Source organism: Paenibacillus sp. FSL R5-0470, assembly GCF_037975205.1.
GTDB lineage: Bacteria > Bacillota > Bacilli > Paenibacillales > Paenibacillaceae > Paenibacillus_AQ.
Window position 1 is genome coordinate 6,808,585 of record NZ_CP150238.1, and the last position, 26,949, is coordinate 6,835,533.

The 26,949-nt window shown below is 43.7% G+C and carries 26 protein-coding genes and 1 tRNA gene; 2 read left to right on the forward strand and 25 right to left on the reverse strand.

Translation table 11 applies throughout. From position 1 onward, the window contains the following. Positions 1–27 precede the first annotated feature (27 nt). The 19 genes from yycH to rpsF form a co-directional block, all read right to left on the reverse strand. On the reverse strand, positions 28–1,320 hold the full coding sequence (gene yycH, locus MKY99_RS30190; protein WP_042193030.1) for a two-component system activity regulator YycH: 1,293 nt from the start codon (positions 1,318–1,320) through the stop codon (positions 28–30). Beyond that, positions 1,317–3,146, reverse strand: a complete 1,830-nt coding sequence (walK, locus tag MKY99_RS30195) for a cell wall metabolism sensor histidine kinase WalK (RefSeq protein WP_042193031.1) — start codon at positions 3,144–3,146, stop codon at positions 1,317–1,319. The genes yycH and walK overlap by 4 nt, the downstream gene beginning before the upstream one ends. After that, complete coding sequence (gene yycF, locus MKY99_RS30200; protein ID WP_042193032.1) at positions 3,146–3,877, reverse strand: response regulator YycF; 732 nt, start codon at positions 3,875–3,877, stop codon at positions 3,146–3,148. The genes walK and yycF overlap by 1 nt, the downstream gene beginning before the upstream one ends. 189 nt (positions 3,878–4,066) lie before the next feature. Continuing rightward, entirely contained in the window at positions 4,067–5,611 is a 1,545-nt protein-coding gene (locus tag MKY99_RS30205) for a M23 family metallopeptidase (protein WP_339268022.1), read from the reverse strand. A 309-nt stretch (positions 5,612–5,920) separates the two neighbouring features. Then, on the reverse strand, positions 5,921–6,571 hold the full coding sequence (locus MKY99_RS30210) for a hypothetical protein (protein ID WP_076285056.1): 651 nt from the start codon (positions 6,569–6,571) through the stop codon (positions 5,921–5,923). A 162-nt stretch (positions 6,572–6,733) separates the two neighbouring features. Then, complete coding sequence (locus MKY99_RS30215; protein ID WP_339268025.1) at positions 6,734–8,020, reverse strand: adenylosuccinate synthase; 1,287 nt, start codon at positions 8,018–8,020, stop codon at positions 6,734–6,736. A 209-nt stretch (positions 8,021–8,229) separates the two neighbouring features. Beyond that, complete coding sequence (gene dnaB, locus MKY99_RS30220) at positions 8,230–9,597, reverse strand: replicative DNA helicase (protein WP_042131710.1); 1,368 nt, start codon at positions 9,595–9,597, stop codon at positions 8,230–8,232. Between the two features lies 1 nt (position 9,598). Continuing rightward, the gene (gene rplI, locus MKY99_RS30225) at positions 9,599–10,045 is read right to left on the reverse strand and encodes a 50S ribosomal protein L9 (RefSeq protein WP_042193036.1); all 447 of its coding nucleotides are present in this window, start codon (positions 10,043–10,045) and stop codon (positions 9,599–9,601) included. Further along, positions 10,042–12,048 carry a DHH family phosphoesterase gene (locus MKY99_RS30230; protein WP_339244144.1) on the reverse strand — a complete coding sequence of 669 codons (2,007 nt, stop codon included), beginning with the start codon at positions 12,046–12,048 and terminating at the stop codon, positions 10,042–10,044. Before MKY99_RS30230 ends, rplI begins: the two co-directional genes overlap by 4 nt. Before the next feature lie 11 nt (positions 12,049–12,059). Beyond that, entirely contained in the window at positions 12,060–12,977 is a 918-nt protein-coding gene (locus MKY99_RS30235; RefSeq protein WP_076298104.1) for a DUF2232 domain-containing protein, read from the reverse strand. Between the two features lie 6 nt (positions 12,978–12,983). Then, complete coding sequence (locus tag MKY99_RS30240) at positions 12,984–13,286, reverse strand: MazG-like family protein (protein WP_170880353.1); 303 nt, start codon at positions 13,284–13,286, stop codon at positions 12,984–12,986. 212 nt (positions 13,287–13,498) lie between these two features. Further along, a complete protein-coding gene (locus MKY99_RS30245) occupies positions 13,499–13,924 on the reverse strand; it encodes a CBS domain-containing protein (RefSeq protein WP_042193039.1) in 426 nt (141 codons plus the stop codon). A gap of 193 nt (positions 13,925–14,117) precedes the next feature. After that, on the reverse strand, positions 14,118–15,158 hold the full coding sequence (locus MKY99_RS30250; RefSeq protein ID WP_339268028.1) for an LCP family protein: 1,041 nt from the start codon (positions 15,156–15,158) through the stop codon (positions 14,118–14,120). 316 nt (positions 15,159–15,474) lie between these two features. Continuing rightward, positions 15,475–16,419, reverse strand: a complete 945-nt coding sequence (locus MKY99_RS30255; protein ID WP_339244147.1) for a D-alanyl-D-alanine carboxypeptidase family protein — start codon at positions 16,417–16,419, stop codon at positions 15,475–15,477. A gap of 74 nt (positions 16,420–16,493) precedes the next feature. After that, positions 16,494–18,224: an oligopeptide ABC transporter substrate-binding protein gene (gene opp4A / locus MKY99_RS30260; RefSeq protein ID WP_339268030.1), complete on the reverse strand. Its 1,731-nt coding sequence runs from the start codon at positions 18,222–18,224 to the stop codon at positions 16,494–16,496. A 191-nt stretch (positions 18,225–18,415) separates the two neighbouring features. Beyond that, complete coding sequence (locus tag MKY99_RS30265; RefSeq protein WP_339268031.1) at positions 18,416–20,371, reverse strand: DNA mismatch repair protein MutS; 1,956 nt, start codon at positions 20,369–20,371, stop codon at positions 18,416–18,418. Positions 20,372–20,921: 550 nt separating this feature from the next. Beyond that, positions 20,922–21,194: a 30S ribosomal protein S18 gene (rpsR, locus tag MKY99_RS30270; protein WP_036651767.1), complete on the reverse strand. Its 273-nt coding sequence runs from the start codon at positions 21,192–21,194 to the stop codon at positions 20,922–20,924. Between the two features lie 21 nt (positions 21,195–21,215). After that, positions 21,216–21,722 carry a single-stranded DNA-binding protein gene (gene ssb / locus MKY99_RS30275; protein ID WP_036677780.1) on the reverse strand — a complete coding sequence of 169 codons (507 nt, stop codon included), beginning with the start codon at positions 21,720–21,722 and terminating at the stop codon, positions 21,216–21,218. A 48-nt stretch (positions 21,723–21,770) separates the two neighbouring features. Continuing rightward, a complete protein-coding gene (gene rpsF / locus MKY99_RS30280) occupies positions 21,771–22,055 on the reverse strand; it encodes a 30S ribosomal protein S6 (RefSeq protein ID WP_036677776.1) in 285 nt (94 codons plus the stop codon). A gap of 215 nt (positions 22,056–22,270) precedes the next feature. Between rpsF and MKY99_RS30285 the strand changes: the two genes are divergently transcribed. Then, a complete protein-coding gene (locus tag MKY99_RS30285; protein WP_042131720.1) occupies positions 22,271–22,468 on the forward strand; it encodes a YjzC family protein in 198 nt (65 codons plus the stop codon). A 382-nt stretch (positions 22,469–22,850) separates the two neighbouring features. Here MKY99_RS30285 and MKY99_RS30290 read toward each other — a convergent pair. The 4 genes from MKY99_RS30290 to MKY99_RS30305 form a co-directional block, all read right to left on the reverse strand. Beyond that, a tRNA-Ser gene (locus tag MKY99_RS30290) sits at positions 22,851–22,941 on the reverse strand. Positions 22,942–22,984: 43 nt separating this feature from the next. Further along, a complete protein-coding gene (locus MKY99_RS30295; protein WP_042193044.1) occupies positions 22,985–23,197 on the reverse strand; it encodes a DUF951 domain-containing protein in 213 nt (70 codons plus the stop codon). Beyond that, a complete protein-coding gene (locus tag MKY99_RS30300; protein ID WP_339268033.1) occupies positions 23,197–24,225 on the reverse strand; it encodes a mechanosensitive ion channel domain-containing protein in 1,029 nt (342 codons plus the stop codon). The genes MKY99_RS30295 and MKY99_RS30300 overlap by 1 nt, the downstream gene beginning before the upstream one ends. 15 nt (positions 24,226–24,240) lie before the next feature. After that, entirely contained in the window at positions 24,241–24,492 is a 252-nt protein-coding gene (locus tag MKY99_RS30305) for a DUF3343 domain-containing protein (RefSeq protein ID WP_339271843.1), read from the reverse strand. Positions 24,493–24,610: 118 nt separating this feature from the next. Between MKY99_RS30305 and yyaC the strand changes: the two genes are divergently transcribed. Further along, positions 24,611–25,216, forward strand: coding sequence for a spore protease YyaC (gene yyaC, locus MKY99_RS30310; RefSeq protein ID WP_042131724.1), 606 nt, complete (start codon positions 24,611–24,613; stop codon positions 25,214–25,216). Here yyaC and MKY99_RS30315 read toward each other — a convergent pair. Both MKY99_RS30315 and MKY99_RS30320 read right to left on the reverse strand, forming a co-directional pair. Then, entirely contained in the window at positions 25,191–25,691 is a 501-nt protein-coding gene (locus MKY99_RS30315; protein ID WP_042193049.1) for a DUF4446 family protein, read from the reverse strand. The two genes, yyaC and MKY99_RS30315, sit on opposite strands and share 26 nt — an antisense overlap. 20 nt (positions 25,692–25,711) lie before the next feature. After that, a complete protein-coding gene (locus MKY99_RS30320) occupies positions 25,712–26,872 on the reverse strand; it encodes an aminotransferase class V-fold PLP-dependent enzyme (protein ID WP_339268036.1) in 1,161 nt (386 codons plus the stop codon). Positions 26,873–26,949 lie beyond the last annotated feature (77 nt).

Sequence of the window (26,949 nt, forward strand, 5' to 3'; positions counted from 1 at the left end):
CTAAATGTTATATGAACAACTTGTACATTAATTTAATGTAAGAACGCTGCCGTCAATAAGCGTAACCTTCCAGACTGGAAGTAGTTGCAGCTTCTCTTCTTTCACTACAGGTACATACGCAGGCGTTAAATCCTTCACTGCCGAAGTTTTGCTAACCGCAGACAATTGATTCTCTAGCTCCACGCCTCCAGATAGCTCTACGATTTTCTTCTCTGCCTTACTCTCATCAATATAGATTAACGAGCGTTCATAAGAGGATACGGTGCCTTGCTGCAATTCCAGATTAATTACACCATACTGCAGCTGCGAGTTACTCATGATCGGATAGGAGCCATATGGATAGGAACCATAATATTGTTGAAAAGAGACCTTTCTCTCCTGTCTCCCCTCCTCGGTGGCTTCAAGACGATAGGTTCCATTCCATCCACCATGTTGGTTCACAAATTCTACAGCTTCAAGCGCATCCTTGGCAGGTGTACTGTCTCCGGCTGGAAGTGCGGCAGGATCGCTATAGCTCATCCAATTCCGTTCCTTATCGACCTGAAGACTCCGTTTGCTATCCGTATAAATCTCCGAGCCATTTTTCTCGCGAATATATCTAGTGCTTCCAACATCGAAGAAAAGATTGTTCTGCATTTGTTCTATGGTATACATGCCTGAAGGCATCTCAACCTGAACCAGAGAAATCTTGCTGTCTGGCACATAATAATCACCATCTACGGACTTGTAAGGCGTCCAGTTCTTGCCGAAATCCACATGCTGCTGCACGTCTTGCACAGTTAAATCCGCTTTTGCCGCTTCATATATAATGTCGCCTCTCGTACTGAAGAAAATGGCATGCGCTTTGGAGTCATTCTTAATGTTATAGATCCAAATGCGATCAATGCTTTCTCCTTCAAATAGGGAATCAGGTGAGAGCTGCATAACCCGCTGAAGTAACGTTACCGGAATGCCGGATCCGAACGAAAGCTCAATCCCCGGATTCTCATTTCGAATCTTATCCCAATCATAATCCTGTACCGAGTGCCGCTGGAAGCTTTCAAATCCACGCCCTTTTAACCGATTCATAATCAAGCTATAGAACGTTGAGTCTGGATAAAAAAGCGTATGCTTGTTATCGCCCATATGGATGATCATTTTATCAGGGTACAGCAGGTTCTCAACCTTTTCCTCCGGTCCCATATTGTCTGTCTTCACATATAGATTCTCGGAGAGTACCGCTGAGTCTGCACCAGGCAAGCGATAAATCAAATAGTAACTCTCAACAAGACTTCCCAGCACGAGCAAGGCTAGAATCCATGACTTCAATCTCTCCTTCATGCCTCACTCCCCCTTTGCGCATTCAGAGGTAGTGTAAAGGTTACCTTAGAGCCTTCATTAAGCTCGGATTGCAGGGAAATAGAGCCTCCATGGGCTTTCACAATTTCCCGGGCAATGGAAAGGCCAAGTCCGGTGCCTCCCATATTCCGTGAACGCGCCTTATCCACCCGATAAAAACGTTCAAAGATCCGCTCGATGTCTTTCTTCGGTATACCAATCCCGGAATCACGTACAGAAATGGAGAGCATTCCATCCTCACTTTTCAAGGCTTCCAATTCAATCGTACCGCCTTCTGGCGTATATTTTAATGCATTGGAGACCAAATTCCCCAAGACCTGATCGATTTGATCACGATCGAGCCATGCTGTGCTGACATCCCTACGGACCCTTGTACTAATGTCGATCCGCTTCTGCCGAATCTGAAAAGAAAAGCGGTCTGCTACATCCTCTAGCATTTCAGTAATATCCGTCTGCTGAATTCTGAGAAGTGCCTCCTTGGAATCCAGACGCGACAGATGCAGTAGATCCGTAACCAGACGAATCATACGCTCGGTTTCGTTACGAATAACCCCAACAAAACGAACCGCTAACTGCGGGTCCTCAAGCGCTCCATCATCAAGTGCCTCCACATAGCTTTTAATCGTTGTAAGTGGTGTTCTTAGCTCATGCGAAACGTTCGCGACGAACTCTCGGCGTGATTCCTCCAGGTTCTCTTGCTCAGTTACATCTTGCAGCACGGCAATAGTACCGGCAATCCCACCTTCACGGCGATGAATCGGAGTAAACGTAACTCTCACGATATTAGAATCTTCTCCACCCATATGTGTCAGATGAAGCATTGCAGACTGGGCATTTCCTTTAGCCAAGGAACCACTCTGCTCATAATCAAGACCTAGCAATTTATCCAGTGGCGCACCTTCCGGCAACGGACCTTCTGTTCCCAGCATAAGTGCTGCTCGAAGGTTCATAAGAATGACTACACCATTCTCATCCGTGGCTACCACACCGTCACTCATATTCGTCAGAATAGAGGTAAGCTTCTCTTTCTCTTCCTCATTCTGAGAGAGCGCCTCACGCAATCTGCCGGTCATATAATTGAATGCCTGACTGAGTTGTCCAATTTCATCGTTGCCGAGCACGGGCATTTTTCGATTGAACCGCCCCTCAGCAACAGCTGTTGCATGCCTAGTCATTTCTTTAATCGGCTGCGTAATGGTGTGTGCAAGAATAACACATAGGACAACTGTCAGTCCCAAGGCTAACAGCAAACCAGAGATGAATACACTGTTGATCCTCCCCATGGTCGCATATAAATCTTTCATGTCAGCAGCAATATAGATTGCACCTACTACCTTGTCACCGGAAAGTACCGGCTTGGCCACAACCTTTTTTCGCACATTATCATCAGCAATAATATATTCTTCATTATCGCTGATCCCCTGCAAGGCGCGATTGACTACGGTCTGAGTGTTGCGCTGTCCGACATAGTCATTCTGAGAGGGCACGGAGGTGGTGATGATTTTGCCGCTGGCATCAAGCACCTGAATCTCGGCCCCGTTAATGTAAAGATTATTAACCATACCACGCAGACTTTCTACAGCCGTTTCCTCGTCAACGGTACCAGCCTCACTACCGAATTTATCAGCAGTCAGGATGGACAGCATCTCCGCACGTGCTTTAAGATCCTTCGTGAAGTTATCCGTTAACGAGTTCTTCATCGAGCTGACAAAATAGACTCCAATTAACTGCATAGCTATCAGAATCAGCAGCACATAAATAATAATAAGCTTGGCCTGAATTGTCCGGAAAAAGGACCACCACTTCATCACAGTCCTCCGCTTTTAGGGCTATGCATCAAATAGCCAAGTCCGCGCCGAGTATAAATATATTCCGGCTTGCTGGGATTCTCCTCAATTTTCTCTCTTAGACGACGGATCGTCACGTCTACGGTCCGCACATCGCCGAAATACTCGAATCCCCACACAGCCTGCAGTAAATGCTCCCGGGTCATCACCTTACCCGCATGTTTAATCATATAGTAGAGCAGCTCATATTCACGATGGGTCAAATCAAGCGGCTCCCCACCCTTATAAACCAGATACATATCTGTATCAATAAATAGATCAAAATGGTATATACCCTGTCTGGTCTCTGCAGGTTCATTCGCCATTCCCGGCGGTGACGGTTTGTGCTGTCTCCGCATTTGGGCCTTCACTCTGGCGAGTAGCTCACGTGTACTAAAAGGTTTGGTCACATAGTCATCCGCACCAAGCTCTAGACCAAGCACCTTATCAATCTCTCCGTCTTTAGCAGTAAGCATAATGATAGGAATGTCCAAATGTGCAGAACGAACCTCACGACAAACATCCATCCCGTCCTTACCAGGCAGCATAAGATCAAGCAGCATAAGATCAGGCTTTTTGGACAATGCCAATTCTACTGCACTGTTACCATCAAAAGCACAAATAACCTCGTAGCCTTCTTTTTCTAGATTAAACTTCAATATATCAGCAATAGGCTGTTCATCGTCTACTACCAGAATCGTTCCCATCTGCATGTCTCAGCTTCACCTTCCTATCCCTACTTAAAGATCATTCCTTTATTTTAACATACCTGTCTTACCGTCACATCCTACGAAATAAGGAATCGGCTTCCCCAACAAAAAGAAACAGCTATATCGTCATCCCTTTATTAAAAAAAATAAAACCGCTCGAGTTTAATCGAGCAGTTGAGGTTAAAGTATGAATTATCGCAAATACTTCATTGGATTTACTGCAGTGCCATTCTTCCGAATCTCAAAATGCAGATGTGTTCCCGTAGAGCGTCCAGTATTGCCCATTACGCCAATTTTGGCGCCTTGCTCCAAACGCTGTCCCGTAGAAACGGAGATGCTGTTTAAGTGGCCATAATAGGTTTCGTATCCGTTACGGTGATCCACGATAACCACATTTCCATATCCACTCTTCACACCAGCAAAGATTACAGTTCCGGCATCAGAGGCTTTAATGCTCCGGTTGCCAGATACCATATCTAGACCCTTATGAGCACGGCTCCAGCGCTCACCGAAACTACTAGTAAGGGTTGCTCCGCTTACTGGCCAACTGAACATGCCTGTTCCTTCACCAACTACCTTCGTACCCCGATAAACCACTTCAGGGAGAGAAGATTTAATAACGGTCTGACCCAACCACTCTTCTTGTACGACCATTCCGTTTTTCTTTGTTAACCGATACTGCATTTCTTTAAGGCCCGTTTGTCCTGGACGAACGACCTTACTTTTGCCTGCTGGTAACTGGTCACTTTTCCGCACGATCACTTCAGGCTCAGTAACCACCTGCTCTGACACTTGCTCTACAGTAACAACTGTAACATCTGGCTGTGGTACCTTCAGCTTCAGTGTATCTCCAATCTTCAACGTTAGCTCTTTCACATCCGGGTTGTTACTATAGATCTCTTTTTGTGTAATTTCAAACCGTTTGGCAATCCCCGAAATCGTATCGCCCTCTTGAACGGTATAAAGAAGTGGTGCTTCTTTACCCTCGGTAAGAGTTTTGACCGCTTCCTTCACATCCAACACTTTGTTAGGATCTGTCTTCACTGGAACAATAGCAACTTCTTCACTAATTTTGACTGACTCCACTTGGTTAGGAGCTTTTGCTTTCGCAGCACTTGAACTTGAGGCTGCTGTTCTTGTGAGCTTACTAGCCGTTGCTACTTTAGTTTGCGGAACATAATGATTCTTTACCCCTTCAAGCACCGCATTTGCGGTCTCTTGATCCTTAACAATGCCAACCACCTTGCCATCTACCAATAATTGTACACCTACGGCATAGGCCTTCAGCATTCCATCTAGTTTATTAAGCGTTGCTTCACTATCAACTTCCGGCTTGTACGCTTTCTCCTGTTTAATTGTAATGCCTTCTGTCTGAAGCACCATCGTTGAATCTGGATACTTGTCCTGATATTCCTGTTGCTTCTTATCATACAGCTGATTAAGCTGTGCCTGATCGTTAAGCTTCCCGATCTCCTTACCCTTCACCAACACTTGATAGAAGGTTTCAGTATTGGCTGCTACATACTTTTTCTCTGCACCAATCAACACAGTGGTTAGAAGTACTAAACCAACAGCTCCCAAAATCCAAGAGTGCCGGAATCTACGAGTTCCTTTTTCTTGATGAAAGTGTGTGGAGTCGTGATCTAAATTGTGGCTCTGCTGAACATCTGCTCCGGATTCTGCTGTGTCGCTATCCTGCAGTTTCCCCATCCGGCGCATGAACTTAAATCCCTTCATGAAACTCTCCCTTTCAGTCCGCTCGGTCATCCGAGACGAGCGGCCAAGCTAGTTATACGATCTCGAGTATATAGATTACGACCATGAATATTTCCACTTATCCTAGTTCTAATTTCCTGCTTCTAATGGACCCTCAAAAAGGTTACAATTGGTTACAAAAAATTAACCCTTTGAACATCCTTGTCTAATGTACCATAGCTGAGCGGAAAATTTCAACTTTGTACACATAAAAAAACCCACGAAATACGCGGGTTTTTTGCGCAAATATGAAAATTTAGCCTTTTTCTTGTGTCTAGAAATTGACAATTACTATGGTTGCTGTAGAGTTTCTGTAGTTGGTGTAAGCATTTTCATTATACTCTCGTATTCATCGGGATCAACATATTTGGCAATGACTTGTTGCAGCTCCTTAACCTCATCCTCCGTTAGACCATCCTCCATCGCCGTGGAGATTTTCTGCATCTCATCCTGCGGTAGTTTGGACATCAAGATATTGAATATATTTACCTTCTCCGCTGAAGGGAGATTATCTTTTAAGTCACCTATTGCCTCAGGTGTCATTACCAATTTCTGGTCCTCTGAAATTCCACTCTGGCTTTCGTTAGTAGAAGACTCATTTGAGGCTTGGCCCATAACCGGTAAAGCATCCTCGGGTACTTTTTCCTCCACCGGCTCCCCTTTTTCAGGTGTATCCTTACTGTTATCTTTATCCTTGTTTACCGCGCTGCCTGTTGTCGTCGCTTCTTTATTCGCTTTATTGGAGTCCGATTGGCTATCCATGCCAATAATGCTCTTGACCATCCCACCTAAACCTGGGCCTGGACTATCCACTTTAATATCGAAGCTCGCCAGCACCGACTGAATATAAGCATTTACAACCACGCCCGTAGTTAGAATTGAAAGTGTACTTGCGAGTACTACAATTAGACATACTCCCAGTGCACGCTTCACGATCTTCATTTCTTCTCTCCTCTCACCTATGTTCAAGTCTATCTGGTATATTTTTTCCATGTTTTTCTATACTCCCAGTATTGACTAGAACCGGCTTCGGGAAACATACACATAAAAGTAAACATAAAAAAGAGACCTCTCGCGAGGTCCCTTATAAATGACTAAATATATTTAGATATAAATTGGCATTACTTGATTCGTCTGCTCACGGTTACGGCCTACTGAGAAGATGGCGATCGGAATCCCTGTAAGCTCAGATACACGTTCAACATATCTACGTGTGTTCGCTGGTAGATCATCCAATGTTTTTGCAGAAGTAATATCTTCGCTCCAACCTGGAAGCTCCTCATATACCGCTTCGCACTCTGCCAGCATCTTAAGGCTAGCTGGGTAATGCGTGATTACTTCACCACGGTATTTGTAGCCTGTGCAGATCTTCACAGTCTCAAGTCCACTCAGCACATCCAGCGAGTTAAGAGACAAGCCTGTGATTCCACTTACACGACGAGCGTGACTTACAACAACACTGTCAAACCAACCTACACGGCGAGCACGTCCTGTAACTGTTCCATATTCATGACCTGTTTCACGGATATAATCACCAGTTTTATCGTTCAGTTCTGTAGGGAACGGGCCATCTCCAACACGAGTAGTGTAGGCTTTAGCAACCCCGATAACCTGTTTAATCTTAGAAGGTCCAACACCAGAACCTATGCATACGCCACCTGCAGAAGGGTTAGAAGAAGTAACAAACGGATACGTACCTTGATCGATATCAAGCATTACCCCTTGTGCACCCTCAAACAATACTTTGCGATCTGCATCAATAGCTTCATTAAGAATGACCGACGTATCTGTCACATAATTACGTAGCACTTCCGCATATTCCAGGTACTGAGTCAGAATCTCTTCAACATCAAGAGCTTCCGCGCCATATACTTGAGTAATCACTTGGTTCTTCTCTTCCATCAAGTGACGAAGTCTCAATTCGAATTCCTCAGCGTCCATCAGGTCAGCAATACGGATACCGTTACGTGCAGCCTTATCCATGTAACATGGACCGATGCCTTTGCGTGTTGTACCAATCTTGTTCGGACCCTTGCGGTCTTCTTCCAGAGCATCCAGTACCATGTGATAAGGCATAATAACATGAGCCCGGTCGCTGATCACTAAGTTTTTAGTGTCAAAGCCGTTCTCGTGAATATAATTAATTTCTTGGATCAAGGCAGCTGGATTAATAACCATCCCGTTACCAATTACACAAGTCTTTTCTTTATAAAATACACCAGAAGGGATTAAGCTGAGCTTAAACTTCTCACCGTCAATCAGAATCGTGTGACCGGCATTATTGCCCCCTTGATAACGGGCAACCACATCTGCACTTTCCGCTAGAAAGTCAGTGATTTTCCCTTTACCTTCGTCTCCCCATTGTGTTCCCACGACGACTACCGTTGACATGTTCATTCCTCCGTAGGTGCTAGCAAGCACCATTATTTTTCATAATATGGGCCCTGTACGTCATTCTTATGTACGTAGCCCTCCGGACTCCAAGCGGATTTACCCACTAAAGGACAATACTCAGTGTAACAGCCGTTTTTTTCAAAGTCAAATAAAACGAACGATTACACAAAGAAATGTGCAATCGTTCGGATATCATACATGACAGGTTACCCAGCAAATGGTTCTGCATGTGCTCGCTCGTAGTTAACGAACTTGTTGAAGTTTTTGAGGAATACAAGCTCTACTGTCCCAACGGGACCATTACGCTGTTTAGCTATAATAATTTCAATAATATTTTTCTTCTCAGTGTCCTGATTGTAATAGTCGTCACGATACAAGAACGCAACAATGTCGGCATCCTGCTCGATAGAACCGGATTCACGCAAGTCACTCATCATCGGTCGTTTATCCTGACGTTGTTCCACACCCCGGCTAAGCTGCGACAGGGCGATAACCGGCACGTCCAATTCACGAGCGATCTGCTTCAATGTACGGGATATATCCGATACTTCCTGTTGACGGTTTTCCCCGCCTTTACCGCGGCCCTGAATGAGCTGCAAGTAGTCAATGACGATCATCCCCAGGCCCTTTTCCTTCTTGAGCCTCCGGCATTTCGCACGAATATCCGTTACAGTAATCCCTGCTGTATCATCGATATAAATCTCCGCCTCCGATAGGGACTGAATGCCCATAGTCAGCTTCGACCAATCATCATCACTCTTAAAGTCACCGGTACGCATAGTATTCGCATCCAGATTAGCTTCGGCACAAATCATCCGCTGTACTAGCTGCGGCGCAGACATTTCCAGACTAAATATGGCAACCGTCTCTTTGGCACGTACGGCCACATTCTGAGCAATATTTAGCGCGAATGCTGTCTTACCTACAGAAGGACGGGCTGCAACAATAATCAAATCATTGCGCTGGAATCCATTAGTCATATGGTCTAAATCCACAAATCCCGTTGGAATACCTGACATGCCGCCCTTATCTTTATTCTGATGGAGGAGTTCAACCTTATCAAATACTTCCATCAAAACATCACGGATTGCGATAAATCCACTGCCGCTGCGCCGGTTAGAGATTTCAAGAATTCGCCGTTCTGCATCACTCAGCATATCGGCTACATCTTCGCCGCCGGTGTAACCCTCGCTTACGATTTGCGTCGCTGTACGAATCAAACGCCGTAACATAGCCTTTTCTTCAATAATCTGCGCGTAGTATTCTACGTTAGCCGCAGTAGGCACAGCATGCGCCAGCTTAGCTAGGTAGCTAACACCACCAATATCTTCGAGCTCTCCCTTGTCCTGCAGTCTAGAAGTAAGCGTAACAAGATCAATCGGCTGGCTCTCTTCTCCGAGCTGCACCATCGCCTCAAAAATCATTTGATGCGCCTTATCGTAGAAGTCTTCGGTATTCACCCGTTCCATTGCAGTAATGAGCGCTTCATCCTGCAACAGAACAGCACCAATTACCGCTTGCTCCGCCTCAAGATTCTGCGGGGGAACCCGATCGAAAAAGAGATCTCCACCCATGTTACTCCTCCGTTACCTGAACCTTAAGGGTAGCCTTTACTTCAGTGTGTAGTTTTATACTTACTTGAAACACTCCCAAATGACGAATCGGCTCTCCTAGCTCAATCTTGCGCTTATCGATGGAAATGCTTTGAGTGGAAGCTAGCGTTTCAGCAATTTGTTTGCTCGTGATTGCGCCGAATAGACGGCCGCCTTCACCTGCTTTTGCTTTCATAGTCAGGGTAAGCTCATCTATCTTCTTGCCCAGTTGCTGAGCTTCTTCTTTTTCGTTATCTTTACGGCGTTGTTCAGCAGCTGCTTGATTCTCAAGCGTCTTCACATTGCCTTCCGTTGCCGGACGAACTAATCCACGTGGTAATAGGAAGTTCGAAGCATAACCTTCGGATACCTCTTTAACCTGACCTTTTTTACCTTGACCCTTAACATCTTTTATGAAAATGACCTTCATTCGAATAAACCCTCTTTCGATTCGATTTCAGCCAGCACTTGCAGCAGTCTGGCTTCTGCTTCTTTACATGTTCCTTCTAGCTGTACCGCGGCGTTCGATAGATGCCCACCACCACCCATTTTTTCCATCACGACCTGTACATTCATACGCCCAAGTGATCGAGCACTAATGCTTATCAGGCCGTCTGGTCGCTCACTAATGACAAATGAAGCGACTACGTTCGTCATCCCAAGTAATGTATCCGCAGTCTGAGCGATAAGTAGCTGTGGAATCTTCATACCTGGTGCCGTAACGACCAATGCGATTTGATCATAAATCATACGCGCATGTTTGATAATTTCGGCTTTTGAAATATACTCCTGTAAATCCTCCTTCAGCATACGCTGAATAAGAACGGTATCCGCACCATTTCGGCGCAGAAACCCTGCAGCTTCAAATGTACGTGAGCCTGTATGCAGTGCAAAGTGCTTCGTATCTACAGTAATTCCCGCTAAAAGCATTGTAGCATCCAATGGACTAATCTTTACCTTCTCATGGATATATTGAAGCAACTCTGTCACCAGCTCACAGGTCGATGAAGCATAAGGCTCTAAATAGACAAGTACAGCATCGTTGATGAACTCTTCACCTCTACGGTGATGATCCACCACCACAATTCTACTCGCATATTGCACAAGCCGCGGTTCCATTGTCATAGATGCCTTATGGGTATCTACAACAATAAGCAGTGTATGCTCCGTCATCACTTGTAAAGACTGCTCCGTTGTGATGAACGACTTAAACAATTCATCATCTTTCCGAATCTGCTCCATCATGTTCGTTATGGAAGGATTAGGAGTCTCCATCACAATGCTAGCCTCTACATTATACATCTGTGCGGCTCTCAGAAGGCCAATCGCAGCACCAACAGCATCGATATCCGGTGTGCGGTGGCCGAGGATCAGCACACGGTCGCTCTCCTGCATTAAATCACGCAGCGCATGCGCAATGACTCGTGCCCGCACTCGTGTACGCTTCTCCGCAGCATTACTCTTTCCACCGTAGAAAGACAACCTCTGACCTGCTTTTACAGCAGCCTGATCTCCACCTCGGCCGAGCGCCATGTCCAAACTTGATTGTGCTAAGGCACCTAGCTCGCTTGCAGAGTCCGCTCCAAATGCCATACCAATACTCAGTGTCATAGGCACTTTAAGGTCGGCCGTCATTTCCCTAATCTCATCGAGAATAACGAATCGACTTTCTTCCAGTGCTTGCAGACTACGATGATTAAGTAGCATTAGATAACGCTCAGACGACAGACGACGCAGATAAACATCAAACTGTTTACTCCATTCGGTGATCTCACTCGCTACCTTAGCGATCAGAGAAGTACGCTGTTGATCATCCATTCCTTGAGCAGATTCATCTAGATTATCCATCATCACTATGCCAATCGCCAGCTTCTCATCCTCATAACGTTCACGTAGCACCACAAGCTCAGTGATATCATACATGTAAAGAATACGTTCACTTGGAATAATGACAGCTTGATAAAATCGTTCATCCACAGTGAGCTCAAGGCGAGTGTCATGCAATACGCCATCTTTGTGAACATCCCTTTTTCCCGATACATTCGTCGTAAAAAAAGACTGCATATCCGGCAGCAATTCCAGTAGCGGTTCCCCAACTAAAGACTTGCGCGCAAAAATATCACCAGCATAGCGGTTATTCCATTCTACTGTTCGATCTTCGCTAAACAGAATGATTCCGAGGGGCAGCATACTCACTGCTTCTCCCTCCACTCGCTTAATACGAAAAGTTAATCCATTAATATATTCCACCAGATTACGGCGGAACGAAATTTCCGTCTTCAGCATATAGAAGCATAATGTACCTGCCAGAAACAGGCTAACGACCCCAAGAGCCCAGTTATAAATACTAACAATTATAATAAGGGCCAACAGCAGCATGAACGCCCATACGGTATGATAGCCGTGCCAGCGTCTTTGCAGAAATTTAGGCATGAACTCTCACCCTATCGTTTCGATTTCGTCACATACTCCCGCAGTGGGAAAGCAAGATCAATAATACCAATAATGCGTAGCGGCGGCAGCAAAATGACCGGTATTGCTAGCAGAATGGCAACCATCTTGTTCCATTTGCGTTCATGCGCCAGGAAGAAGAAAAATCCAATCGCCTGAATCATAAAGCCAATTCGTAGCAACGGCAGTAGATTGGCAGAAATCATGAGGATGTAATTATTCTCTGATCCTGAGAAGAAGAGCTGAAGAACCACACCAATCAAATAATACCAAATAAACGATCTCGAAAGTCTCCATTCACGAGCAGGCTTCATCTTAGGCACTGCATAATTCATACTGTTCAGAATCGGACGAACAATAGAATGCGTAATGACAGCTATCATAAAAGAGCTTACGATTAGAGTCATTGGGATCATTTGAACCGTCATATGACTTAGCTTGTTTACATCCTCAGTCGTAAATCCAAGATCAGTAAACAGTGGATTAGCAGTACCAAGATCAGACAGAGGCGAGTTAACCATCTGCAGCACATCGTTCACATAGTTAGACAAATCAAAGTTAAATAACGCCGTACCGAGTAATAAGAGTAACAGGAATTCTCCAAGAATCGTAACCGTACCTGCAATCACGGTAGATACTGCTGAAGCATGTCTTTTATACCAACGTCCCATAACCAGAGCAGGTATTAAGAAATACGCCGCGATCAGCACATAAATAGGTGTAATCAGACCAACAATCAGCAACACCGGCAATACGTGTAGAACGAATTGTTTGGTGTTCAGCGTAGTGAATAACACTACTGCCGGAACAATCATAAATAGGGTAGTGATGATGAGCAGTGGAGTCGTTAAACTAAGCAGCAAAAGTAAATATACTACGCTCCAAGCCACAGATGACCAGCGAAATTTCAACAGTATTCACCTCTTACGCATATGTTCTTCTAAAGCAGATATATCTTGATACCATTCTTCCAGTTGATGCCCTTCCTGCTTATGCTTTCTGAGCTTCTCGAGTAGCAAGTCATCTAATTGACGATAGGGAATCCCTAGTCTGCGGCCCAAAATATAAGAGCTCATAATCAAACTAGCCAGGCTGTCGCCCACACGGGTAGTACTGCCTTCCCATAACGCTTTAAATAACCGTGAAACTTGGTCAATCACTTCTGTTTTTAACCATTCAATTACCTTGGCGCGTTTAGCGACATCCAGATCCTTCGGCACATTGGACACGTCTCTCTACCTCCGGCAAAAAGCTTTATTCTCCATTATAGCATAAAAAATTCCGTGTCACACAAGGCGCCCCGCGCACCTTAAGTATGCTTAAACAAGGGATGAACTAGTACTTCTTTCATTTTTAAAAAAGACCTGCTTTCCGTTATCGCCGGAAATACAGGCCTTGTTCCGATTGCTTCTATTACCGCGAATAAATTGGGCTATAATGACTCTTGAGATTGTTTTGATACAAATTTCTCACAATATTCTATGACTTGACTCCGGCGAACGATGCCAATAAACCGGTTCATATCATCGACTACAGGAACAAAGTTCTGTACCTTAGCCAAATTAATCAGATCTTCCATATCCGCATCAATCGAGACAGGTCTGTTATTCATCCTCAACGGCAAATCTTTAAGCAAGAATTTTGAAGCGTTCTCGAAAGTAACCTTGCCCTCGGATTCCTTCATATACCAGAGCAGATCACCCTCTGTAACCGTACCAGCGTATTCTCCATTTCGGTTCAGAATAGGGACAGCAGTATAACGGTGATACTCCATCCTCTCCAACGTTTGGCGTAGCGTTGAATCGATCGTTACGCAAGCGACTTCCTGTTTCGGAAGTAAAAAAAATGCAATATTCATCTCTTGATCCTCCTCAAAGAGTTCCGAAGGAATTACGGTTCTTTAACTTCCTTTTACTACCATACAAAATTATTAATACGTGGCAGCTTAATAAGCGTTCCAATACATTATAGCATGAAGACAGTAAGCAGCAGCCATAAGAATGTGAATGGCTGCTGCAATTAATTATATGAGTTTGAACTCCACTTTAGAATTATTGCGTAACTGCTGTTGATTTAGGCTCCAGTGCATTACTTGCTTTTCCCGGCTCAATTAGTTGATCTACAGGTGTTGCTGCACTCATCCAGTTGTCGATCATCGCCTTAGCTTCACTCAAATCCTCTTCATCAACGATATCATAGTAAATACCATCCATACGTTTACCTTCACCCATAACTGTGAAGCTTGAGATATCCATGCCTTTTCCGCCCATGAATTTTTTGGCTAGACTAATGATCATCGAAGGCTCTATATCGGTTTTGAAATTATCTCCCATAATATCCAGCAACTTCGGAATGTTGCCAATTTGACTGATCGATAACATTTTATTCGCTACAACATCAATAAAAACCTGTTGGCGTTTGGTGCGGTTAAAGTCACTATCCTCACGATAACGCGTATAGTTCAGTGCTTCTTGTCCGTTATAAAGCGACTTTCCAGCTTCAATTGTAAACTTTTCATGATCCTTACCCTTGTTCACAATGTCTTTCTTAATCGGCAGCGGAACGCCTCCAATAGCATCTACAGCATCCTTGAGTCCTTGGAAATTTATTGTCGCATAATATTGAATATCATGACCAAGCAGAGCTTCTAGAGAATCCTTGGCCATCTGTTGCCCCCCAAAAGCATAGGCATGTGTAATCTTATCCTTTTTATTATCCTTATGACCTATAATTTCCGTATACGTATCACGCGGAATAGAAATGAGCAGGATCTTATAGTCCTCAGGCCGAACAACAGCGTACATCATGGTATCTGAACGTGCCGTTTCATTATCACGTTGATCGGTACCTAAGAGCATAATTGAGAACGGATCGCTCTTGTACACAACCGGTTCTGGCTTAACCTTATTATCATCCTTAAGCGGCTGGTAAGATTCTTCCTTTAGCTTAGTTTCAACCCGATCAGACAAAAAGAGGTCGAAGGCTAATACAGCCAGGGAATTACGAAACAGAAAGCCTCCCGCTATAATAACAACAAGAACAATGAGGGCGATATATCTTTTCTTTATTTTTTTCATCTTTGATTCCTTCATTTTTGATTCCTTCTTTATTGTAGAATAATTGCTTGCCATATATATAATGCTTCCTGAATCTTTATCAGGCAGTCATGACTTTATTTCTCACGGCGATCAACTGACCCTTATTCCATTATCTTATTGTCCCCCCTTTCAAGAAATTCAGGTCATTCAAAATTATAGAAAAAAAAGTTTTTTGCGGTTCTAAAATAATGTGGACTAAAACAATATTTCTATTGTAATCACTAAATGGATAAAAAGAAACCACAAATAACGACATGAATAGGGAAAAAGCACCAAACCAAGTAATAAATACTGGTATGGCGCTCCGACTTTAGTTCCTAATTCTGAGCGGATTCATCATATGTTTAACCCGATCTCCGGATTGTAAACCACGGAAAAATCCGTAATCAAATAATTTTGCTGCCCCTTCAAATCGGCTCTCATAAGTCTTTGCCCCCATAACGACTGCAATAAGCCTATGCCCATCCCGCTGAGCCGAGCCTGCAATACAGTATCCTGCCCGGTTATTATGTCCAGTCTTTAAACCATCTGTACCCTCATAAGCGTAAATGCCACCCATAGCTGGCAACATGAAATTGCTATTACTTACATATAGCCCCTTATTCTTCAAATGCATTTGTGTACGGCTGGAAATATTGAGAATATCCGGATGATGATAGATTAGTGCGGCAGCCAATTTAGCGGTATCACGAGCTGTCATCATAGTCTCACCGCTGATATGCATATTCGGATCAGTGAAACCAAGATCCTTACCTGATAGGCCCGTTGCATTAGTAAATATTGTACGAGAAGATAAGCCTAGACTATGTGCCTTGTCGTTCATCATGAGCACAAAAGAGGCTTCTGAACCAGCCATATACTCAGCCAATGCAACAGTAGCATCGTTGGCAGAATAAATAGTGACTCCTTCGAATAATTCTCTTATAGTATAGAATTCTCCCCGCTTCAATGAGAGACTTGTGCCGCCCATTTTACTTGCATAGGCACTAATTGGGACTCTATCCTCCCATCTAATCATTCCAGAGGAGATTTGATCCAGCACAATCATTTCTGTCATTAATTTAGATACACTGGCCGGTGGCATGGGTACATCACCATTAATATCCACCCATATATCTCCGGTATCCATATCTAGAAGCACTGCTGATTCCGCGTCAATATTCGGTTTAAAACCAAGCCCAGTTGGCCTCCATACCGCAATTAAGACAACGACTAATACAGCTGCGATTGCCCCTACTACTATCCGTCTCTTCATCGTCGTCATCCTCCATACTATATATGACGAATGAAACTACAATTTGATTTCACTTTTCACAAAAAATTATTATTTTATTTTTCGTCCTCTTCCTTAATCCACCATTTATAAGGGTCAATAATCGTACTCATTGAATTCACGCGAACGCCCTGTAGGCGCTTATTTACTGGAACTATCGCTTTTCGTTCGGCAAAAAAGATCATAGGCACCTCTTCATTAACCAGCTTCTGCCACTCATAGTATATTTCTTTACGATAATCCATATCGTATGCCTTCATACTTACGCCTTCACGAATCAGCTCTTCATTCCGCTCGGAAGACCAACGGGGATAGTTCCATAGATCATTTTCTCTCCATAGACCTGTTGGATCGGGATCACTCGCTAGCCCCCATACTCCATAAAATAGTTCGATAGACGGATCATCGGCTTCCACTGCGTCGTAGAAAGCATGGAATTCCTTTAAGGCTCCACCGTTCAGCTGTACATCGAGTCCAACATCACGCCAATTTCTTAAAATGGCATTAGTACGTAGCTCTGCTGTTTGACTGCCTAGCATAGAATCAAAATGGATCATCAGCTTCTGGCCCTTTGGGTCTTCCCGTAATCCATCACCGTCTAGATCCAAGAACCCAGCAGCATCCAGCAGTTCCTTGGCCTTTGTAGGATTATACAGATAAGCATTAATCTCAGTATCAGGGATCTTCGCCCAGCTAGTGCTAGATATTGGAGTCTCTACAGGCTCAGCTAAACCGTGGGAATATGCTTTGATGATCCCTTCACGATCTAAAGCATAATACATAGCTTGCCGTAATCTTTTGTCTTCAAATTTAGGGTTATCCATTACGATGGTCTCGGTTTCCGTATCCCAATGCCCGAATTTAAAACCTATATATTCATAGCCTAGCTCAGCAGTTTGCAGAATGTTAATATTATCCAGTTCTTTTAGATCATCATAAACATCCCGAGGGGCTGACTCTATGTCAATCTCTCCTGTTTTAAAGCGTTCAGCCACTTCCTTATCATCAAATGCCTTATACACTATCCCATCCAATAGCGCTTTGCCCTTGTAATATTGATCAAAACGTTTCATTTCTACCCTCTGGCCAGGCTGAATATGTTCAACCTCAAAAGGGCCAATACCTATAGGAGATTTTCGCATCTGGTCACTTTCAGGCATATCTTTAACAGCAATTCCAGTATAGTATTTTTTATTCATCGGATAGGGCCACAGACTATCGATGGTGTTTACCCGTGCAGCAGTTACAGTTATTTTCAAAGTATAAGGATCTATAACCTTCAATCCGGATATGCCCTTCGCTTCTCCCTCATGATAGGCTTCTGCACCCTGAATCATTTCAACACTATAATAATGCGAGCCCGTATAATCTGGACTAGCAATAGTTTCAATTGCGAATTTCCAATCCTCTACCGTTAATTCATCACCGTTATGCCAACGGATTCCCGGTTTAATTTTAAAGGTAAATACTTTATGATCATCAGATTCCTGCCAAGAGGCGATATTAGGAACCGTCACTAGTTCATCATTTACCTGAAACATCGGCTCAGTAATAAATTCCAGCACATGAAAATCATCTTCACCTTCATAAAAAGCAGGCTCAAACAAACCCGTAAATGGTGAGGAGAATCCGTAGGTAACTACTCCACCAGCTTGTGGCTTATCGTCTACTATATTATGGCGCGAAGATAATGGATTACTGCTAGAAGTTGTTCTACTACATGCTGACAATAGAGTTGCCATCACGAGCAGCGTTAACAACAACCTGCATATTTTCTTATTATTCATGTGTTTCTTCCCTTCTCTAGTTGAACGTATATCTACATTTAAGTTATGGAACATAAATATTTTTACTGTAACAAAGTTTTATGGTGGTTACAATAACTTCTAAGCCCTAGGCCTTTACTCCTGCTTGAAATTCACTTATTTCGTTATAACTATAAAAAAAGACCTGTCTCGTGGACAGATCTTCATTGAATCTATTCTTCATCTCTGTGCGTAATCGTTAAACCCTCAACATGTTTACGCTGCATCAACTTGCGCTTTTTACGTGTATCCTTACTCTCAAAAATAATATCAAAGTCATATTCCTCCGGGTATAGCTCTTCTTTTGAAAGATAGGGCTTCAACCGCTTATGGTTAATTTTCATTTTTTGCTTCTGGATCATCACCCCAACCATTCCTAAATGATCTCTCTTCTCATATACGATCCCTGTCCGGCCGAGTGACGTTACCACAACTGCATCTCCAATTTCAAATTGAATCAGCTTCTCCTTGCTGCGGTCAGATGGAGCAGCCTCTTCTTCTGCGTTGCCATGTTCCTTTTCTGGAAGTGCAGCATATTCTTGCTCTCCATCTTCTTTGCTCAAAAAACTTCCCCATGCCTCTCCGCTGCCTTTCTGTAGCCTTTGTTGCTGCGCCTCTACGATTTCCCATGATCTCTTAATAACGTTATCCTGTATCCCCAGCTTTTTAGCGATCTGCAGAGCGTAACTTTCCCCCGCTTCTCCAATCGTCAATCGATACAACGGCTGTAGCGTTTCTTTATCAAATTCCATTCGCGCATTTTGAAAGCCCGTCGTTGCGGCTGCAAAGGCTTTTAGCTCATTAAAATGTGTAGTAACAATAATATTCGCCCCTTTACGGCTCAGCTCTTCCAGAATCGCGATAGAGAGCGCAATGCCTTCCCCGGGATCCGTACCAGCCGCCAGCTCGTCAATGAGCAGCAGCACCCCTTTAGATGCATCTCTCAGCATTCCCTCAATACTCTTCATTTGCGCCGAGAATGTGCTGAGGGATTGTGCCAGACTTTGTCCGTCGCCAATTACACTGATTACATCCGTAAAAATAGTGAATTCGCTACCCTCCTCGACCGGAATCAACAGCCCCGATTGAGCCATGATCGTCAGCAGCCCTAGTGTCTTAAGGACCACAGTTTTACCACCTGTATTTGGGCCTGTAATGATAAGGGATTCATACCCCTTACCAACCTCCAGATTGATCGGAATCATCCCCTTCAGCATGGGATGCCTGCCTCCATTCATCTTTAGAAAGCCTTTCGCATTCAGCGTAACAGAAGATGCCCCCAGTGTTCGTGCATATTTAGCTTTAGCAAAAATAAAATCATACGTGCCCGTAGCCTCAATATTAAGGTGCAGGGCAGCCTGTTCCTGTTCTACCAAGCTAGTCAGCATGCTGAGGATTACGGCTTCTTCTCGCGCCTCTTCACCCAAAAGCAAATCAAGCTCAATTTGGAGAGCAGCGATCTCGTCTGGTTCAATAAATACCGTCTGTCCACTTGTGGATTGATCAAGCACCGATCCTTTTATTTGTTTATGATATTCCCGTTTTACGGGGATAACGTAACGTCCACCTCGCTGACTATAAATATTCTCCTGCAAAATCGATTGATGGCGTGACATAATTCCGTCGATTTTTTTATGAAGACGTTCTTTAGCCACTACAATCCGTTTACGAACTCGCTCTAACCCCTTACTTGCTCCATCATCAATCGCACCAAAACGGATACAGCGATCAATAGCCTCCCTCACGTGATTTAACTCCATTAACGAGGATGCATATGCAGCAATCCGTGGAGCGCTCTGTTCTTTAGAGGCCATATATTTGCGCAGTTGACTACAGCTCTTAAGAAATATAGCAACCGCAGTGAAATCTTGCTCACTGTACAAATATCCCGTCCCCATTAATGACATGATCCACTCAATGCCTTCTAATGAAGGAATGGGTACACTCGATCCTCGTTCCAGCAGTTCTTTAGCTTCTGAAGTTTCCTCCATTGCTCTTTGAATCGTCGGCAAGTAGGTCATTGGCATAAGCTCTTCTACAGCTTTTTTTCCTACATAAGATACTGCGTGGCGCCCAAGCTCGGTTTTAATGATTTCGTATTCCAGCGTGTTTAGACTTTGTAAATTCACAGCAAATCCTCCTTCAAGTATCTATTGGTTTGGACCTAATTCTCCATAACGCAAAGAAGGGCAAAGAATGCCACTATGGCAGTCCTTGCCCTTCTTTTTATACTGATGCCCTCTATCGTCCTAAGGCCCCGAAATGAGAACTGGTGCCGAAAAACAAAAAAACCGTGCAATAAGAGCACGGTTAATTACAAAGAGAACAACAGCCGTAAAGAGGCCATTTGACGCTTCGTGTGTTCTTAACTAAATCATCCACCCGTAAGGAACAACAGACTGCTGCGTAATACGAACTCAAATAGAGCACGTAATCGCCTCATGACGAGCCTGCTAAAGCCTTCCTAATCAAGTGTTATGAAATTGCTAGTTAAGAACGGTCACCAACATCAAAATTTCCCCTTTAGTTATAGGATAGCTGTAATTTAACATAATAAAGTGCCAACGTCAAACGATTCAACGCCCAAATAATTCGATTTCATGCTTACCCTACTATTAACGGTTCCTTTTCTGCATACAAAAAAAGCAGCCGGTTTCCCGACTGCTTTTATAAAACGTCCTATTCCGTTGTGTAAGGAAGCAACGCGATTTGACGCGAGCGTTTTACAGCAATGGTAAGAGCGCGTTGGTATTTTGCACTTGTACCTGTTACACGACGTGGCAAAATCTTTCCACGTTCGCTGATGAACTTCTTAAGAAGTTCGGTATCTTTATAATCAATGTGAGTAATCTTGTTCACAGTGAAAAAGCAAACTTTTTTACGCTTGTTGCGTCCACCACGACGTGCTGGTCTTTTGTCGTTGTCAGCGCCTTCTCTTGGTTTAAAAGCCATATTCTTTTCAGTCCTTCCTAATTAAAATGGCAAATCATCATCCGATATATCAATCGGTTTACCATCGCCCGAAAAAGGATCTTGAGTATTGTTGTTACGCGAGAAATTATTGTTGTTATTTCCGCGTCCAGCGTTACCACCGCCACCATATGCTGGCTCTTCAGGCATACTACTTGCACCACTTGAAGTATTTCCACCTTCACGGCTCTGTGAAGATTCCAGGAAACGAACATTATCAGCAATAACTTCAGTTACGTATACACGTTTGCCTTCGTTATTCTCATAATTCCGCACTTGGATGCGTCCTTCCACTGCTGTCAGACGACCTTTGCGCAAGTAATTGGCACAGGTTTCTGCTAGCTGTCTCCAGGTTACAACCGGGATGAAGTCTGCCTCACGTTCACCGTTCTGGCCCGTAAAGTTACGATCTACGGCTAGCGTAAATTGCGTTACGGCAACACCAGCGGGAGTATAACGAAGTTCCGGGTCACGGGTCAACCGTCCGATCAAAATGATACGGTTCAACAATTCTGGTCCCCTCCTTTAGAGCGATTCATTACAAAGCTTGTCAAGATCTTAAGCAACGTCGTTCGTAATGAGATAACGAATAACTTCGTCAGAAATCTTCATAAGACGTTCTAATTCAGTAACTACTGCAGGTTCTGCATTGAAGTTAACCAAAACATAAACGCCATCACGGAATTTCTTGATCTCATACGCAAGACGGCGTTTACCTTGCACTTCGTGCTTTGTAATTTCCCCGCCATTGGAGATGATGCCTTGGAATTTATCGACTGCTGCTTGAACGGCTTCTTGTTCAATGTCAGGACGAATAATGTACATCACTTCATATTTGCGCATAATTTTCACCTCCTTATGGTCTGAGGCCCCTAATCACGTCAGGAGCAAGGAACGAGCACAAACATAGACTCGCACCTGATTAATATACCAAAATGAACAGCAGAGTGCAAGCAATATTAATACAGGACAACTCCTCCCCCTCTTTTTACATGAAAAAATCACTACCTGCGCACAATAATTACGAATTCATCTACACTAAAAAAGGAGGAATAATGATGGGTGAGAAAACGGAATATGAAGAAGGCGACAAGGCCCCCAATCCAGGCATGTACACAGAGGTAGGCGAAGCGCGAAGCTTCCATACTGAGATTTCGAATCCACAGCACATTAAAATGGAAAAAGGGGACACCTTCCCTGAGACCACCAACAAAAATCGAAAGTGGAAAAAGGTTGAAAAAGCACGCGTACACTAGTTCGAGCATATTAAAAAAATAAATGTGTATAAAAAAAACGACATTACACATACTATACTCAGGCAGTACAAAAGAGAGGTGTGGTTCCGTTGGCCGTCGTAGACGAACACAATCACAGGAGATCTGATTCAGCATCTATTGTAAGCTGGGAAGAGTAGTGGGTTATTGCCTTAAAAAAGCATTAGCCTCAGCAACGCCTAAATCACTTTAGTCGCTATAAACAGAGAAATTCCAAACATCATTGATGTACTGCCTCCTGAAGAAGGACCCGAAAGGGCCCTTCTTTTTGAGTTGTATATTATCCTGTTTATCGGCTATTATAGACACAAAAAAACCTCCGTTACAGGAACGAAGGAATCATTAAATGTTATATATGCTGAAGTGGCGGAGAGGGTGGGATTCGAACCCACGCACGCTTTGACACGCCTAACTGATTTCGAGTCAGCCCCCTTGGGCCTCTTGGGTACCTCTCCGCAGCAAAAATAATTGTATCATGCAGACATGCCATTTGCAAGCTTAATTATTGTCTGTATTTTCCTCCGCAGAGCGCAGTACCTTCTTCATATTCTTCTCGAATTTAGCACGGGGAATCAGAACACTATGCTGACAGCCTGTACATTTAATTCGGATATCCATCCCCATGCGAATGATTTCCATCTCATTAGATCCACAAGGATGCTGCTTCTTCATTTGCACTATATCCCCAAGCTGAAAAACTTTACGTTCCACTATTCTTCCCCCTCTTCTCCTTCTTGTGTAGCTGCGATTTGCCGTCTTGATCCAGTGCTTGCCGACCCTGTAACTTCTAGTGCATGTTCTGTTTTTGCAAGATCTATTTGAGCCTTCGCCTCTGCCTCTGCCTTCTTACTTGCTTCTTCTTCAGCTTGAGCCAGTTCCAGCATGCTCTGTTTCTCTAATGCCTGCTTTATGTCGTTTTGAATTTGTCTCTCCGCTGCATCTCTTGCATTAGGAGCACAGCTGGCAGCTATACGAATCACATATTCCGAGGTACTCATGGACTGTATTCCGAGCACGTTAGGGTAAGCAAGCACATTGGAGTTACGTTCTTCTATTCCTTTTAGCGCCTCGCCAATTAATCCTAACGTGGCTTCCAAGCTTCGCTCCATTTTAACAGGAACATCAACTACAGCCAATGCATTGGAAAGAGAATAGTTCGTCACATTCGTAATTAGTCCATTAGGGATAATAAATACTTCTCCGGTTGCACTTAACAGTCTTGTTGTTCGCAATCCGATTAATTCTACAGTCCCTTTATAAGTACCTGTCTGAATTACATCACCAACCGCAAATTGGTCCTCCAAAATAATAAAGAACCCTGTAATAACATCCTTCACCAGGCTTTGCGCTCCAAAACCTACTGCAAGACCAAGCACACCCGCTCCGGCCAACAAGGGTGCCAAATCGAAGTGGAGCTCTGAAAGAACGAGCATGATCATCACAAAATTACAGATAACCGTTACTACATTTTTCATCAATTCCCCTACCGTAGTAAACCTTCGTGTGTTAGACAGAATTCTGCCGCCGGTTTTACGTTCAAGCGAACGATCAATAATATTAGAAACAATCTTAATAATAACCCTAGTTAAGAGATAAATAATAAGAATTCGTAGTCCTGAGAATAAGACATTGGCCCACATATCAGCATCGGTAAACCAATTCCATACCTTATCTTTAAAACGCAAGGCTTCTTTTACAGCATCACCGGGAGTAGTAGCCTCTAATATCCACCTATTCATATTGTATAGTCCTCCCTACCTCTCAATCAGTATGTAGTTCTCGTTGTGTTTTCCGTAGATACCGCGTATTTCGATATTCTGTTCCGTTACTATCCTTTGTACCTCTTCCAGTGCACTTTGATAAAACTGAATCGATATCGCGCATCCTGCCGTGATCTCTTTCGGGGTTGGAAATATATCAATTTCAATTTCCGAATACTCAAGCAGCATTTCAGCACGAAGCGCCTGCTGGGTAGAGTCAAACGCGATCAACATCTCTTCCTGCATATACGTTACGCCTCCCATAGGTTTATCGTCCTATCTCTTGCCGCTGTAGTATAAAACCCCTCTTCTATCCATATACTAGATACCATCAAATAGAATCAGCTTCAGAAAGGAAGATGGTATGAATTTTTCATCCAAAGCTACATCAGCGCAAGAAACGTCCTGTTTAAAAATATCACATACCGATCCCGATATCTATTCTGCTATTACTCACCGGCTACTGTTTCACTTTGCACGTACACGCCCGGAAACACAGATTGTCGTCATTTGTGTAGGTACGGACCGATCCACAGGAGACTCTCTTGGCCCTCTTGTTGGCACTGCATTGTCGCGTTTTCATAGTCCGTTGTTTCATTTATATGGAACTCTTGAGGAGCCTGTCCATGCCGTTAACCTTGAGGAAACTCTATCCCTAATCAACGAAAGATATAGTAACCCCTTTATCATCGGTATAGATGCTTGTTTAGGTCACTCTACTAGTGTGGGATGCATCCAAGTCGTTGAAGGGCCTTTGAGACCAGGTGCTGGCGTAAATAAACAATTGCCGCCGGTAGGTGATATCCATTTGACAGGAATCGTTAATGTCGGCGGCTTTATGGAGTATTTTGTATTACAGAACACGCGATTAAGTTTAGTTATGCGATTATCTGATATTATAGCTACGAGTCTATATTCTGCCTTAAAGCAATGGAATCTTCATGCTAGGTCCGCTGCAACGCGAGAGTAACTACTTCTTTTTCTTCAGGTGATAAGACATATTGTGATTCGCCATTCTGCATAGGTTTAGAGTAAATGTAAGAATTCTCACGATTATGAAGACTGGTTAATACAATACCACTACTGTTGTCATCCAGTATAGCGACTGAGAAACTCAGATCATTGCCACGTTCACCAAAGGCATTATAACGCTTCAGCGCAATATTGGACTTCATGCCACGCATTCTAGTTTGAGTTGCTTCTAATACGGTTTTTTGCTCACGTTGTTCTTCTTCCAGCATGTCGCTTTGGTTCTTCAGATCAATTAGAAGGCCTTCCAGATCCTCCACACCGCTCCCAGCCATCATGGCCTCATATTTACGCCGCATAGCACGCAGCTTAGCCCCCTGGGCGATCACAGTGATTATCAGCACTAACATAATTACTGTAAAACCAAACACAAACCACTGCAACTGCTCACTAATTAATTGATTTAATTCAGACATGAATGGACCATCCTTTTTATTCATCTGCTGCGGGCATTGCCATATAACTCATCCATAGCAGCCAGCATTCTGCTTATATTATGCTCTGTCGTATCTACACCTACACTCGCCCGAACAGCACCACTCTCTAGCGTGTCAACCGCCTTATGTGCCAAAGGGGTACAATGCATACCCGCTCTGACCGCTATTTTATAATCACGATCTAGACGGTGAGCAATATTCGCCGATTCTTCTCCATCTACCACAAAAGATACAATGCCAGTTCTCGGAGCCCCTAGAGAGGGTCCTAATATTCTAATGCCTGGGATGTTGGACAACCCTTCCATTAGCTTTTGAGTTAATGTCCATTCACTCTCATGGATAACGTTCGTCCCTAAAGATTGTACCTTTTGAACACCTGCTAGTAAACCGGCAATCCCTACCGTATTTTGCGTCCCCGCTTCATACCGATCTGGACGAACAGAGGGCTGTTCACTATTTTCAGATTGACTACCTGTCCCTCCATGCATTAAGGGTTCAAGATCCAAATCAGGTGATATATAAAGTCCGCCAGTTCCTTGTGGTCCAAGCAGCCCTTTATGCCCCGGAAATGCCAATAAGTCTATATTCATTTTTTTAACATCAATATCAAGTGAGCCTGCACTTTGAGCTGCATCCAATAGAAACACAGCACCATGCGATTTAACGATATCACCAATATCACCGATAGGGAGTATACTTCCTAGTAAATTGGAGCTGTGATTGCAGATCACCATTTTGGTATTCGGCTGGAAAGCATTTTTGAGTTCTTTTAAATCCAATTGCCCTTCACGATCCACTTTTAGATAGTCAACTTTTATCCCAAGTGTCTTACGCAAGTATTCCAGCGGCCGTCTCACAGAATTGTGTTCTGTCATCGTTGAAATCACGTGATCTCCCGCTTTAAGCGTCCCTCTGATCGCCATATTCAAACTCATCGTAGTATTATGGGTAAAAGCTATATCTTGCGCATTAGATACACCGAACAATCCCGCCAGCACACTCCGCGTCCTTACTAACACTCGACCGCTTCCTATCGCTAGCGAGTAATTACCTCTACCAGCATTTGCTCCTGACTGCAGAGCATTCATCATCGCAGATGCAACCTCTGGTGGTTTCGGCCACGAAGTAGCTGCATGATCCAGATATACGAAGTCTTCCATAACCTCGCTCCTCGTCTATTACCCTTTTTTAATCAACTTATTCAAAAAAACATACCCCTAATTATCCGATTAAGGAT

What these genes read in the sequence shown, in the direction of transcription:
- yycH (WP_042193030.1), bottom strand. Translation starts at nt 1,320, where the DNA reads ATGAAGGAGAGATTGAAGTCATGGATTCTAGCCTTGCTCGTGCTGGGA.
- walK (WP_042193031.1), bottom strand. Translation starts at nt 3,146, where the DNA reads ATGAAGTGGTGGTCCTTTTTCCGGACAATTCAGGCCAAGCTTATTATT.
- yycF (WP_042193032.1), bottom strand. Translation starts at nt 3,877, where the DNA reads ATGCAGATGGGAACGATTCTGGTAGTAGACGATGAACAGCCTATTGCT.
- MKY99_RS30205 (WP_339268022.1), bottom strand. Translation starts at nt 5,611, where the DNA reads ATGAAGGGATTTAAGTTCATGCGCCGGATGGGGAAACTGCAGGATAGC.
- MKY99_RS30210 (WP_076285056.1), bottom strand. Translation starts at nt 6,571, where the DNA reads ATGAAGATCGTGAAGCGTGCACTGGGAGTATGTCTAATTGTAGTACTC.
- MKY99_RS30215 (WP_339268025.1), bottom strand. Translation starts at nt 8,020, where the DNA reads ATGTCAACGGTAGTCGTCGTGGGAACACAATGGGGAGACGAAGGTAAA.
- dnaB (WP_042131710.1), bottom strand. Translation starts at nt 9,597, where the DNA reads ATGGGTGGAGATCTCTTTTTCGATCGGGTTCCCCCGCAGAATCTTGAG.
- rplI (WP_042193036.1), bottom strand. Translation starts at nt 10,045, where the DNA reads ATGAAGGTCATTTTCATAAAAGATGTTAAGGGTCAAGGTAAAAAAGGT.
- MKY99_RS30230 (WP_339244144.1), bottom strand. Translation starts at nt 12,048, where the DNA reads ATGCCTAAATTTCTGCAAAGACGCTGGCACGGCTATCATACCGTATGG.
- MKY99_RS30245 (WP_042193039.1), bottom strand. Translation starts at nt 13,924, where the DNA reads ATGAATATTGCATTTTTTTTACTTCCGAAACAGGAAGTCGCTTGCGTA.
- MKY99_RS30250 (WP_339268028.1), bottom strand. Translation starts at nt 15,158, where the DNA reads ATGAAGGAATCAAAGATGAAAAAAATAAAGAAAAGATATATCGCCCTC.
- MKY99_RS30255 (WP_339244147.1), bottom strand. Translation starts at nt 16,419, where the DNA reads ATGAAGAGACGGATAGTAGTAGGGGCAATCGCAGCTGTATTAGTCGTT.
- opp4A (WP_339268030.1), bottom strand. Translation starts at nt 18,224, where the DNA reads ATGAATAATAAGAAAATATGCAGGTTGTTGTTAACGCTGCTCGTGATG.
- rpsR (WP_036651767.1), bottom strand. Translation starts at nt 21,194, where the DNA reads ATGGCTTTTAAACCAAGAGAAGGCGCTGACAACGACAAAAGACCAGCA.
- rpsF (WP_036677776.1), bottom strand. Translation starts at nt 22,055, where the DNA reads ATGCGCAAATATGAAGTGATGTACATTATTCGTCCTGACATTGAACAA.
- MKY99_RS30285 (WP_042131720.1), top strand. Translation starts at nt 22,271, where the DNA reads ATGGGTGAGAAAACGGAATATGAAGAAGGCGACAAGGCCCCCAATCCA.
- MKY99_RS30300 (WP_339268033.1), bottom strand. Translation starts at nt 24,225, where the DNA reads ATGAATAGGTGGATATTAGAGGCTACTACTCCCGGTGATGCTGTAAAA.
- MKY99_RS30305 (WP_339271843.1), bottom strand. Translation starts at nt 24,492, where the DNA reads ATGCAGGAAGAGATGTTGATCGCGTTTGACTCTACCCAGCAGGCGCTT.
- yyaC (WP_042131724.1), top strand. Translation starts at nt 24,611, where the DNA reads ATGAATTTTTCATCCAAAGCTACATCAGCGCAAGAAACGTCCTGTTTA.
- MKY99_RS30315 (WP_042193049.1), bottom strand. Translation starts at nt 25,691, where the DNA reads ATGTCTGAATTAAATCAATTAATTAGTGAGCAGTTGCAGTGGTTTGTG.
- MKY99_RS30320 (WP_339268036.1), bottom strand. Translation starts at nt 26,872, where the DNA reads ATGGAAGACTTCGTATATCTGGATCATGCAGCTACTTCGTGGCCGAAA.